Origin of the sequence: Candidatus Palauibacter irciniicola (assembly GCF_965208695.1) — a bacterium.
In the GTDB taxonomy this organism is placed as follows: domain Bacteria; phylum Gemmatimonadota; class Gemmatimonadetes; order Palauibacterales; family Palauibacteraceae; genus Palauibacter; species Palauibacter irciniicola.
Genome location: NZ_OZ242352.1, coordinates 2,136,249 through 2,147,830, shown reverse-complemented (window position 1 = coordinate 2,147,830; position 11,582 = coordinate 2,136,249). Strand labels below are relative to the sequence as shown.

10 protein-coding genes are annotated in these 11,582 nt (G+C 67.4%); 5 read left to right on the top strand and 5 right to left on the bottom strand.

Annotation, left to right across the window (positions count from 1 at the left end):
- Positions 1–27 precede the first annotated feature (27 nt).
- Positions 28–1,182 carry a helix-turn-helix transcriptional regulator gene (locus ACOGI9_RS09415; RefSeq protein ID WP_419856879.1) on the top strand — a complete coding sequence of 385 codons (1,155 nt, stop codon included), beginning with the start codon at positions 28–30 and terminating at the stop codon, positions 1,180–1,182.
- A gap of 40 nt (positions 1,183–1,222) precedes the next feature.
- Here the strand turns inward: ACOGI9_RS09415 and ACOGI9_RS09410 are convergent, their stop codons facing one another.
- Positions 1,223–2,875, bottom strand: a complete 1,653-nt coding sequence (locus ACOGI9_RS09410) for a hypothetical protein (protein WP_419856878.1) — start codon at positions 2,873–2,875, stop codon at positions 1,223–1,225.
- 283 nt (positions 2,876–3,158) lie between these two features.
- Here ACOGI9_RS09410 and ACOGI9_RS09405 point away from each other — a divergent pair, with 283 nt between their 5' ends.
- Positions 3,159–3,593 (top strand): DUF6526 family protein, encoded by a 435-nt coding sequence (locus tag ACOGI9_RS09405; RefSeq protein ID WP_419856877.1) that lies wholly within the window; start codon positions 3,159–3,161, stop codon positions 3,591–3,593.
- 15 nt (positions 3,594–3,608) lie between these two features.
- Here ACOGI9_RS09405 and ACOGI9_RS09400 read toward each other — a convergent pair whose 3' ends face one another.
- Together ACOGI9_RS09400 and ACOGI9_RS09395 are read right to left on the bottom strand one after the other, a co-directional pair.
- Complete coding sequence (locus ACOGI9_RS09400; RefSeq protein ID WP_419856876.1) at positions 3,609–4,514, bottom strand: alpha/beta fold hydrolase; 906 nt, start codon at positions 4,512–4,514, stop codon at positions 3,609–3,611.
- A 1-nt stretch (position 4,515) separates the two neighbouring features.
- Complete coding sequence (locus ACOGI9_RS09395) at positions 4,516–7,161, bottom strand: TonB-dependent receptor domain-containing protein (protein WP_419856875.1); 2,646 nt, start codon at positions 7,159–7,161, stop codon at positions 4,516–4,518.
- A 291-nt stretch (positions 7,162–7,452) separates the two neighbouring features.
- On the opposite strand from ACOGI9_RS09395, the gene lepB reads away from it, so the two are divergent.
- Entirely contained in the window at positions 7,453–8,184 is a 732-nt protein-coding gene (gene lepB, locus ACOGI9_RS09390) for a signal peptidase I (RefSeq protein WP_419856874.1), read from the top strand.
- Between the two features lie 53 nt (positions 8,185–8,237).
- Here lepB and ACOGI9_RS09385 read toward each other — a convergent pair whose 3' ends face one another.
- The gene (locus tag ACOGI9_RS09385) at positions 8,238–8,522 is read right to left on the bottom strand and encodes a helix-turn-helix domain-containing protein (RefSeq protein ID WP_419856873.1); all 285 of its coding nucleotides are present in this window, start codon (positions 8,520–8,522) and stop codon (positions 8,238–8,240) included.
- Positions 8,519–8,857: a type II toxin-antitoxin system RelE/ParE family toxin gene (locus ACOGI9_RS09380; RefSeq protein ID WP_419856872.1), complete on the bottom strand. Its 339-nt coding sequence runs from the start codon at positions 8,855–8,857 to the stop codon at positions 8,519–8,521. Before ACOGI9_RS09380 ends, ACOGI9_RS09385 begins: the two co-directional genes overlap by 4 nt.
- Before the next feature lie 310 nt (positions 8,858–9,167).
- Between ACOGI9_RS09380 and ACOGI9_RS09375 the strand changes: the two genes are divergently transcribed.
- Positions 9,168–10,043, top strand: coding sequence for a methylated-DNA--[protein]-cysteine S-methyltransferase (locus tag ACOGI9_RS09375; RefSeq protein WP_419856871.1), 876 nt, complete (start codon positions 9,168–9,170; stop codon positions 10,041–10,043).
- Positions 10,040–11,464 (top strand): pyridoxal phosphate-dependent decarboxylase family protein, encoded by a 1,425-nt coding sequence (locus tag ACOGI9_RS09370; protein WP_419856870.1) that lies wholly within the window; start codon positions 10,040–10,042, stop codon positions 11,462–11,464. Before ACOGI9_RS09375 ends, ACOGI9_RS09370 begins: the two co-directional genes overlap by 4 nt.
- Positions 11,465–11,582 lie beyond the last annotated feature (118 nt).

Sequence of the window (11,582 nt, the reverse complement as noted above, 5' to 3'; positions counted from 1 at the left end):
AGCAGTGGAACGAGGGTGCCGGATTTGGTGACGTATTCTCAGGATGCCTACGAGCGCATCCGGGCGTTGATACAGGACGCCGCGCTCAACGACGCGCGGTGGACCGCAGCGGATCGCATGATCGGCGAGGTCAACGGCACGCGCGGCAGCGCGCTCGGGCTTGCGGAAGGACAGTCTCCCGCCGACGCGTCCATCCTGCTGGCGCGGATCTGTCTCGAGGGCGAGCGGCGCGAGGACTGGGAGCGCCGGTATTTCGACAACTACTTTCCCGAAGATGAACGCATCCCGCGCTGGGCGCGGCTCGAGCATGGAAGCCTCACGCCCGCGGCGGACCTCTACACGGACGAGGAGAGAAAGACCTCGCCGGCGTACAACGAGGCGCTGGCCGAGATGCGGGCGCAGAACGGCCTCTACCTTCGGATGGACGGTCCGGCCGGTCTGCACATCGGATGGTTGATCTGCGATTCCAGCGAGCGGGGAGGCTGGAGTTCCGATCAGGTCCGGCTGATCCAGCGACTCCGTCCGCACGTGCGCCAGTTGGCGATCATGCGCCATGCCCTCGCCGAAGCCGAGGTGACGGGCCCATCCACGACCGAACTCCTCACCAGCCGGCGCTACGGCGTCATCCATCTCGACCGGCGCCGCCGGATCATGATGGCCAACGATCGCGCGGAGGAGATCCTGAGGGAGGGCGATGGCCTGACGGACTTCGACGGCTTCCTGGGGACCCGGACGGCGGCGGACCACGCCGAACTGTCTCGCCTGCTGGCGCGCGCCCTGCCTCCGTTCGGGGAGCGGGGCTCCGCCGGTTCGATGAGGGTGGCCCGCTCCTCCTCCGACACGCCGCTGGCGCTGCACGTCACGCCCGTGGGCGACGAGTATCCGCACTTCAGAACGCGCCGGATCGGCGCGGTCGTCCTCGTCGCGGACCCGAGTGGCCCGGCCCGGGTCGATCCGGCCCGGGTGGCCGCGCTCCTGGACCTCACGCCGGCGGAGGGCCAGTTGGCCGTGGCGCTGGCCACCGGCCGGACCCTGCGCGACATCGCCCTGGCCACGGGGCGCACGGAGGAGACCGTTCGCTGGCACCTGAAGCAGATCTTCCGCAAACAGGGCGTCTCGCGTCAGGTGGACCTGGTCCGGCGGGTCCTGTCGCTGGACGGTTTCGCCGACCCGCCCGACTGACCCAGCTTCCGCCACGGATCGAGCTGCGCGTGCGGCGGCGTCATCTCCCGGCCTCCGCCGTGCCGCCTCCGATGGCGAAGCTCAGACCGGCGCGGGTGGTCTCGATCGGCACGAACAGCGGGGCCGCGCTTCCCCTCTGGTATCCCACCAGGTAGGTCACCCCGCCCAGATCGACCTCCAGGGCCAGGTCCCAGAGCGTGTGGAAGTCGCCGCCGGCGCCCTCCGGACGATTCCACAGCCCGGCGTGGTGGATGTTCAGCAGCGCGTTCCCGGAGACGGGGAGCCGCCACCACAGCTCGTAGCCGACGCGCCGGAACGACGCTTCCGCAGTCCCGGTGCCGGAGTCCGTGGCCTGCGCGGGCCGGGCCAGTCCCCGGCCATAGGCCGCGAGCACATGGAGGCGGGGCGCCGTCGCCGGCCGGTAGGCGCCTGACTGAAGGGTCGGATTGAAGGGCAGCACGTACGCGAGCCGGGCCTCGGCGGACATGTCGACGGCGTCGAACCCCTGGTCCGACTGGCCCTTCGCGCTGAGGGCGAGGGGCAGCCAGTCGCCGGGCAGGAGGTTGAACGCGCCGCCGGCTTCCAGGCTCACGCGGTTGAAGTTGGTCTCGGCCCGGGTGGCGAGATCGCCCGACCACCTGGCCTGCGCGAGCCAGCGGCCGTGAGCCTGCTGCCGGTAGACCCCTCCGTCGAACGACAGGCTCAGGTCCTCGAACCCGCCGACCCCGGACTCGTCACGCACAAGGGGATGGACGTTGAAGCGCAGGAAGGGCCGCTGTTCCAGGTACTGGCGCTCGACGTCGGAGGGGGCGGGGAGGGGCACGACGAGTTCGGGTGAGTCCCGGGTCACGGCGTTCCCGGCCGCATCCCGCTTCGCGATCAGGGGCCCGCCGATGTCCTCGCACGCGCATCCCGTGAGCGTGAAGGCACCGCGTGGGAGCGTGAGGCGCAGGAACTCGCCGCCCCAATCCATGTCCAGGGGCGGCAGTTCGATCTCGACCCGGTCGCCCCAGCAGTCGGCCGCCGCCTCGCCGCACCCGCCGATGCCGATGGAAGCGGGCGGATCCAGGGGCTCGCAGACGGTGCCCCGGTCGACGACCCGGCAGCGTTCGACCCGCGCGCCCCCGGCCCCCGCGCCCTCGGTCCCCGCGGCCCGGCTCACCGCGAACACCCGTTCCTCCGTCGACCTGTCGCCAGGGAGAATCACGTCGGCCACGAGATCCGAGGCCCCTGACGCGCGCGCGTAGAAATAGAGGTCGACGATGAGGTCCTCCCGGAAACCGGCGCCGCCGGCCAACTCGGTCGTGGCTCCGACTCCGGGCGCAGGTTCCGAGTAGAAGACGTCCTGGCCGTCGGCCGGCCGCGGACCCGCCGCCCCGAGCGCCACGGCCAGGAGCAGACCGGAGACGCGGCGGGCGTGATACCGGCACCAGCGCCGCCACGTCCACTCCTCCGTGCACAGCCGCTGCAGGTACACCCGGACCGTCTCGTACCCTTTCTCCTTCAGCGCGCCGACGTAGCGCGCCTTAAAGGTCATCAGCGTGTCGTTGTACGGGGGCGAGACCGGGCAGCGATCCGCCGACGCCTCCACGAGTTCCACGCACGGACGATCGAGGAAGAGGTCGCTGTCCGGGTCGGAGATGCGGCGGTAGAGCCCGACCCGCCGGCACGCGCGCATGGCGCATTCACGCACGTCGGATTGGCGCACGTCGGTTTGGCGGAGAGCGCTCTCCGGTTCCTGTTTGGGCATACGTATTTCCGGTCTCGATTCTTCGGGGTTCGCGCAGGCGTCAATGGGCAGGGAGGCGGCAGTCCGGCCTCTCGATGGGAAGGTAGCAGCCCTTCACGCCCGCGAACCTCCCCCAAATTGGGGGTTCAGCAGGTGCCCGTTACGTCGTGGCGCGGGAGGTTGACTGCTACATTAGGCAGGCGCGTCCTTGTCGTCGTGACGCGAGACCAACACCTCGGGAATCGGAATGTCGCAGACCCAGAACTACGCGAACCACTCCAGGCGCCCCCCATCGCTGTTCCTCGCGGGCGCCCTTCTCTCCACTGCCGCGACGGTGGGCGTCGGAACCCTGCTCGTCGTGGATTTCAGCGCGGGCACCCTGGCCCTGTTCGTGGTCGCCGTCTGTACCCCGATAAGCCTTCTCTTTGCGCGGCGCTTCGCAACGGGCGTTCAGGACCGCGTGATCCGCCTGGAGGAGCGTCTCCGCCTCGAGAGGATGCTGCCGGACGAGCTGAAGGGCGAAATCGGGCAGCTGACGACGGACCAGCTCATCGCCTTGCGCTTCGCTTCCGACGCGGAACTGCCCGGACTGGTACGCCGGGTCCTCGCGGGCGAGCTGGCGGACCGGACGTCCATCAAGCAGGCCGTCGAAGACTGGCGCCCCGACCACCAGCGCGTCTGACCTGAGGAGCGCAGGTCAGAACAGGCCGTTCGCCTTCAGATAATCCAGCGTCGCCTCCGCGCTCGCCTCCGGCTGCTCCAACTGCAGGAGGTGCGTGCCTCCGGGCAGCCAGGCGTAGTCCACGGTCGGGATATGATGAAGTTCGGTGGTCGGAAAATACGTATGCGGGATGTCCGGGTCGGCCCCCATGATCATCGTCGGGCAGGCGAGTGCCTCAAAGTCGATCAGCGCCGCGTACTGACCGCCGTACCTGTAGATCCGGGCCTCATGTTCGCGGGGACAACGGAGAATATAGCCGTCCCCGTCCGGGCTTCGGCGCAGCGTCGTCCGGGCCATGAGGCGGCGGACGCCGGGGACCACGTACTGGAAGGCGGGCATGTGAAGAAGCACCTCCGCGAACTCCGCGCGGGTCGGATACCGGTCCGCGCGCGCCAGCGTCATCTTGGCCGCCCGCCTCGCCACGTCGGGGCACTCCTCCCGGGCGGGGCCCCACTCGCACAGCGGCGGATCGAAGAGAACGCGAGCCACGAACTCCCCACCTCTCGTGGGAGACACGAGCGAGACCAGCCCCGAGAGAGAATGGAACACGCCGGCCTGCGGCTTCTTCCCGAAAGCCTGCTCGATGGCGTCCTGGATGCGCAGGTGGTCATCGACGAGCGTGGGCACATGGTGGCTGTCCAGCGGCCCCGGAACATTCCAGCCGTGGTTCCTGAGGTCGTAGAGCACGAGATCGAAGGCGTCCGCGAACAGCGACCAGAACGGGTAGTAGAGGTCGATCGCGAGGCTGTTGCCGTGGCTGAGAACGATACGCGGGCCGGAGGGATTCCCGTGGCGCCGGAGCGTGGTCACCGCGCCGTCGCCCAGGCACGCGTCATGCACGGCCACGGGCTCCGGCACCTGCCAGACGTGTGGATCGGCCACCTCAGAAATCATAGCGCACCCGCAACAAAGCCAACCTCCCCAGCTCCGGCGCCCCCACGAACTCCCGGTGCACGTTGTTGAGCAGGTTGTACACCGTCAGTTCCAGGCGTGCGTTCGGCTGGAACGGAAGCTGATAGCCCGTTGTCAGGTCCAGGACGTGGTAGGCGTCCACGGCCCCGGCGAACACGCCCGACCTCATGTCGAACCCGTCCGTGAAGCGCCAGCGCCCGTCGAGCACGAATCCGCGGGCGCGGTCGGTGAACGCGAACCCCACGGATCCCTTGTGGCTCGGGGCATTGAGCGACAGGTCGTCGCTTCCCGGGCAGTCCCCGTCCTCGTCGAAGTCGAAGCACTCCTTGCTCTGGAAGGAGTAGGCCGCAGTCAGGCTGACCCGGTCGGAGACGATGAACTGGGTGGAGAAGTCGGCGCCCCAGTAGCTGGCCGAGCCGAAGTTGCGCGAGGCCAGCAGCAGATCCGGCGCGTCGAACTGGTCCGGCGTGACGGCGCCGACCGGGACTCCGGCGAGACCGGCGGCCAGTTCGGCGATCTGTTCGGGCGTGACATGCCCGGCTTGAACCAGCGGCCCGAGACGGCTCGCCAGGAACGCGCCCGTGGAGGCCGGGTCGAGGAAGACGTTGGGGGATTCGACCTTCAGCGCGCCGACGAAATTCTCGACGTTGGCGAAATACACGTCGACGGCCAGCCTGACCCGGTTCCGGATCAACCCCTTGTACCCCGCCTCGATGGTGTTGAAGACCGTCGGCACGAGTTCGGGCAGCTCGACGGGCCCGGAGTCGAGCGGAAATACCTCTCCACCGGCCGGTCCGAGCGCATCGGTGTTGAGACGCCGGAAGACCGTGCCCAGTGCGGGATCGGTGGGCCGCGCCCCGGGTTCCAGCAGCAAGGGCCGCAGCGCTGCGGGCGCGAACTGCTCGATCAGCGAGTCCCAGAACAGCGCGGCGTTGGCCGGGAGTTGGCCCGGGAGGAACGGGGAACGCATGCAGTGCCCCATGAATCCCCCCTGGCACCGGTCCGCGAAGGTGATGCCCCCGGAAGGAACGCCGTGTGCACGCAGCGTGTATCCGACGCCCGGCGCGATCGGGACCGTGCCGGTCGGGATGTCCAGGAACAGGGCGGACGTCGAGGGCGTCGCGTACGCCTGATTGTACGTCAGCCGCAGATTGTGGCCCTCCCCGGGACGAAACACGAGAGCCGCCCGGGGGGAGAGGTTGACGTCCGTCAGGCGGTTGTGGTGGTCGACCCGCAGTGCGGTCACCAGGTCGAACCGGTCGCCCAGGCCCGTCTCGGAGTGCAGATAGGCGCCGGTCTCGACCAGCAGATCGTCGTCCTCGTGGCGACCGTAGATCGTGCCCTCGGAGCGCGGCTCGGTGCGCTGCCAGTCGAACCCGTAGGTGAAGCGCTGCCGGGAGCCCAGGTCGAACCCGTGCTGCAGCTGGGCCGCCATGGTGCGCGACCGGTCGACGATCAGCTCCCCGCTCCGCAGCAGATAGCTGTTGTCCCCGGAGTGCGTCTGGTTGAGAAAGAACTGCGCGAACAGCCGGCCCTTGAGCAGCCGCGCCTGCCCGTAGCGGTACTGCCAGTCGTGCGTCTGCGCGGACCCGATGCTCGTAAGGTTGATGCTGCTCAGCGAGTTGTTGACACCGCCCGACAGGATGAATTCGCCGTCGTCTGAAAACCGGAAGTCGGTGCGGAGATCCGCGAAGTAGCGCTCGTTGACCGGGTCGCGCACGCCGATGCGCGGATGACCGGGGCTCGCCTCGCGCGCCGCCTCCTCCCAGGGGTCCACATACTCCCAGTCGTTCCCCCGCAGGTATTGGCCGGAGAGCTTGAGCCCGAAGCGCTCGGACACGGCGGTCGCGCTCCGGAAGAGCAGCTGGTATACGGACCGCTCCCCGCCGGCCATGGACACCGTCGTGCCAGGCTTGTCGATCGGCGAGGACGTGATGATGTGCATGACGCCCTCGGCCGCATTGGGGCCGTAGAGGGCCGCCCCCGGTCCGCGCGCCAGCTCGATCCTCTCGATGTCCATGTCGGTGGTGGGGATCATGTTGATGGCGTTGATCCTCAGCGCCGGGATGCGCGCGTAACGGTTGTCCACGATGCTGAGCAACCGGCCGGACGAGACGTTGTTGAATCCCCGCACGACCACGTAGCTCTGCGTAAGTCCCGTGCTCGCGAGGTCGACCCCGGGCAGGGTCTTGATATGATCCGCCGGTGTGCGCGCGATCATCCTGGAGATCTGCTCGCCGGTGAGCGTCGAGACCGAGGCCGGGGCGTCGAGTTCCTTCTCCTCGCGGCGCGACGCGGTGACGACCAGCGGGTTCAGCGCCAGCGCGCGGGAGCGGAGTTCGACCGTGACGGTTTCCGTGCCCCCCGCCTCGACGCTGACTCCGTCGATACGGGCCGTCTCGTAGCCGATCCGCGTGACCAGGAGGGAGTAGGTACCCGCCGGGACCGTGACCTGAAAGGCGCCGGACTCGTTGGCGATGACCGGGCCCGATTGCCGGCCGAGGACCTCGACGGCGGCGCCGCTCACGGGGCTGCCGGTCTCCAGGTCGGTCACCCGGCCAGTGATGTTGGCCTCCTGGGCGAGGAGCTGCAGCGGGCTGAGCATCGCCAGAACCACGATGGCGAATGTCCGTTTCAGCCCCCGCGCGTTCAGTGTCTCCCTACCGTCCCTGTGGTACCCGTCTCGACTCGCCATTGGCCGGCCCCCTGGTTGCGGCTGCGATGGTCGATCCCTGCTCTCGCCTATCCTGTAAGATAACGGACGTGACTGCCGGCGTCGGTCCGCGGGGTGTTCCACTGCATCCGGGCGCTGGCGGGATCAAGCTTGTCGGCGCACGATCCACGCGGGCGCGCTGCACGCGTTGCCCGCCCCAACCATTTGGGAGGCTCCTGACAGGGGATCGAAGCTATGAAGCGACATCGTCGATCGACGAAGAATCCGCCGCGCCCCGCGCGTTTTAGCAAGGCGTGGTTTCTTGATTGGGGTCGCACGGTGGTTCTTGTGACCTTTTTCTTCATCATCGGCCGGACGTTCCTGATGGCCACGTTCGTGATCGATTCCGGCTCGATGGAGGAAACGCTGCTGGTGGGCGACTTTGTGCTGGTGAACAAGGTGTCGCTAGGAGCCCCGATTCCCTTCACGAGCTCCAACCTTCCCGGGTACGCTCAACCGGAGCACGGCGACATCATCGTGTTTCGCGCCGACCACTCCCCGGGACTCGACATCGTCAAGCGCACGGTCGGGCTGCCCGGCGACACGCTTCGCATGGATGGCGGCATCCTTTTCCGGAACGGAGTCGCCATCGATGAGCCCTACGTACGGCGGAATCCACGGATCCCGGACTCTTTCGACCCGATGATGTCGTGGCAAGCGGACTACTTGTTGCCGGAGTTGTCCCGCGACACGTACCAACCGACGCGCGACAACTGGGGTCCAATCACCGTTCCCGAGGCGCGGTACTTCATGATGGGGGACAACCGAGACGACAGCTTCGACTCGCGATCGTGGGGCTTCGTGGAACGCCGCAAGATGCAGGGAACGCCGCTATTTCTATACTACTCGTACGACCGTGAAGCCCTGAAGCCGCTTCGCTTCCTGACGGCGATGAGACCGGGGAGAATCGGGCCTCCGCCACGCTAGCACGGAGGACCGCCGGTACGGCCTGGAGATGTGTGCGGGCGCGATAGCGTACCTCAGGGCGACGCCAGAAGTGCTCGCCTGACCGCGTTAGGTTCGCGTTCGATGATGCGTAGAAGTGTAGCCGCCGGACCGCTCACGCGGCGCGCTCCCTGCTCCCATTTTCGGTAACCGGACACACTCATTCCCATTAGGGCCGCCATCTGAGCCTGTGTCAGCTTCGCCTGTTTCCGGACCTCGCGTGGGGTCACCGGCGTGTGCACGATGGCGGGGCCTTCGCCCTTCGCATGAGCCAAGGCTTCGTTCAGCGACTGGATCAGGTCTTCTCCGAACGTACTCATTGCCTCTCCTCTCCTTCGCTCTTGATCGCTGCGACCAGGGCGGCAACGGCTCGCCGCTCCCTCGGACTCAAGTCGGTCTTGCGGGACTTCGCATAAGCGAGAAGCGCATAGATCGGCAGTCTTCCGCCTCCGTAGAAGTAGATGACCCTGGCACCACCCCGTTTTCCGCGGCCCAAGGCTCCAAATCGCAGCTTTCGCACTCCACCCGTCGCCGGAATCTCATCACCCGCCAGGGGGTTCTCGGCCAGGTAGTCGATCAGTTCGCTCCTCTCATCCTCGCTGAACATCCTGTCGGCCTGGCGGGAAAAAAGCGGTGTCTCGGCAACGGTCTGCATCGCAGCGAATAGTAACCCAGTGGGGTAGTTGTTGCAATTGAGCGCGGTTCTCAGCGCGGCTCCACAACCGTCAGTCCTCCGCTGGGAAGGCCGCCGACGTGCCGGAACCGTTCAATCTCACCCGGCGCCATGGCCCCCATTGGTCGCCCGCGCCACCCGCGGCGCGGTGGCGGTTCGTTGCGATGGAAACCACTCAACGCCAGCGGGCAGCCTTCCGCGTCGCCATCGCATGGCAAGGATCGGGTCGATTTCAAGCATTAGGAGTGTTCACGTTACTGGAGGTTCTCATCGATGATCTCCGGAGTCTCGCATGAACACGACCGACTACGACCGAATCGAGGCGGCCATTCGCTATCTGGCCCGGCATCGCAAGCGCCAGCCGGAACTCGCGGAGTTGGCGGCGCACATCGGTCTGAGCCAAAGCCATCTGCACCGGCTTTTCTCGCGCTGGGCCGGCGTCACGCCCAAGCGCTTTCTCGAGTTTCTCACCGTTCAGCACGCCAAGAAGCTGCTCGACAGCTCCGAGCCCGTGCTCGCGGCCGCCCATGGCAGCGGGCTCTCCGGGCCGGGCAGGCTGCACGATCACTTCGTAACCGTGGAAGCCGTCACGCCGGGAGAGTACCGGAGCAGGGGTGCGGGGCTGACGATCCACTTCGGCACCGGGGAGTCACCGTTCGGGCCTGTGTTCGTCGCCTGGACCGAGCGCGGCGTTTGTCGGGTTGGGTTTGTCGCCGACGGGGATGTCGCCACTGAGAAGGAGGCTCTCCACCGGGCCTGGGGGCGGGCGTCGCTCGAACGCGACGAATCGAGGGCAACGACACTGGCGCGGTCCATCTTCTCGGCGCCCTTCGAAGCCGAGAGCCGCCCGCTGACCGTCCATGTGCGCGGGACCAACTTCCAACTGGCCGTCTGGCGCGCGCTGTTGCGCGTGCCGCCCGGGCAGGTCGTCACCTACGGTCGCGTGGCCGAAGAGGTTTGTAGCGCGAAGGCGGCTCGGGCGACGGGGAGCGCGGTTGGCAGAAACCCTATCGCCTTCCTCATCCCATGCCATCGCGTGATCCGCGCGGGGGGGATCGCGGGCAACTACGCCGGGGGTGTCACGCGAAAACGCTGCATGCTGGCGTGGGAAGCGAGCCGGCAATCCATCGGCGGCACCGAGATGGGGCAGGCCGGGGGCGTGCCATGACGCACGATTCGCTGTTCCCCGACCATGATTCCCTGACGGCGGCGGACCACGCGCTCACCGAACGCTTGGTCGCGGCGCGGCGTCTTTTGCCGTCGCGCGACGTAGTGCCCGATGGTCCGTCCGGCGAGTGGCTCCGGGAGCTGCGAAACATGGAATTTGACCAGCCCAGGGAGCTGGCGGACGTGATGGAATGGGTGATCGGGGGGCTCGAGACCGGCACGGTACAGGTGACGCATCCGGGCTATCTTGGCCTGTTCAACCCTGCGCCGACGTTTGCTTCCGAGTGCGCCGACCGCATCGCCTCCTTGTTCAATCCCCAAGTCTGCGTCCACTCGCATGCGCCGGCGGCGGTGGAGATCGAACTGCATGTGATCCGGGAAGTGGCGCGCAGGGCCGGCATGCCGGATGCGTCGGGCGGGCACTTCACAAGCGGTGGATCGGAAGCGAACCTCACGGCAATGCTCTGCGCTCTTCAGGCAGGATGTCCGGCGTATGGCGATGACGGCTTGCAGGCATTCGCCCGTCCGCCGCGCCTCTATGTGTCGGAGGAGAGCCATCTGGCATGGCTGAAGATCGCTCACGCCGGGGGCATCGGGCGCAACGCGGTCCGGCTGATCCAGACCGATGGGCGAGGACGCATGGACCCCGGTGCTTTGGCCGAAACGATCGCGACGGACATCCGCAACGGTCGCATGCCTGTCATGATCGCGGCGACGGCCGGCACCACCAGCGCGGGCATGGTCGATCCGTTGACCCGCTGCGGCGAACTGGCAAGGGAGCACGGCATGTGGTTCCACGTCGACGCGGCATGGGGTGGTGCGCTGATCGCAAGCGATACCGGCGGTGCTCTCAAGGGCATCGAGCGAGCGGACTCGATCACGATCGACGCCCACAAGTGGTTCGCAACGACCATGGGAGCCGGCATGTTCCTGACCTCCAGACCGGATGTGGCCGGTCAGGTCTTCCGGGTTGACGCCAGCTACATGCCCAGAAGCGACACGGCCAAGGACTTCTTCGTCAACTCGAGCCAGTGGTCGCGCCGATTCGTCGGCCTGCGGCTGTTCCTTGCACTCGCAGCAGCGGGCTGGACGGGATACGCCGGCCATGTCGAACGCGCCCTTCGACTGGCGGACAGACTCGCGCGGCGGTTGCAGCGCGACGGTTGGTCGCTCGCGAACGACTCTCCCATGGCGGTCGCATGTCTCGTGCCGCCCGAAGGCCATGAGGCCGTTCGGAACTACGTCGATGCCGTTCGCCGGGACGGCCGGTTCTGGGTGTCAACCGCAGTCTTCGAGGGCAGAACAGTGCTGCGAGCCTGCATCACCAACGGGCGAACGAGCGAGCGCCATATCGACGCACTCGTCGACACCCTCAAGGCGGTGGGGCCGTCGATTGGAGCACACAGGCGGAATCCGAACTGAGCGTTTCGGAACCTCACCGAAACCGATCTCGACTCGTACAGAATGCTCGCTTCCGCATGGTCCACGACGACGTGTCTGATCGTTTTCCCGGGAGTGGCTGTACTAGGGGCGGAATGCG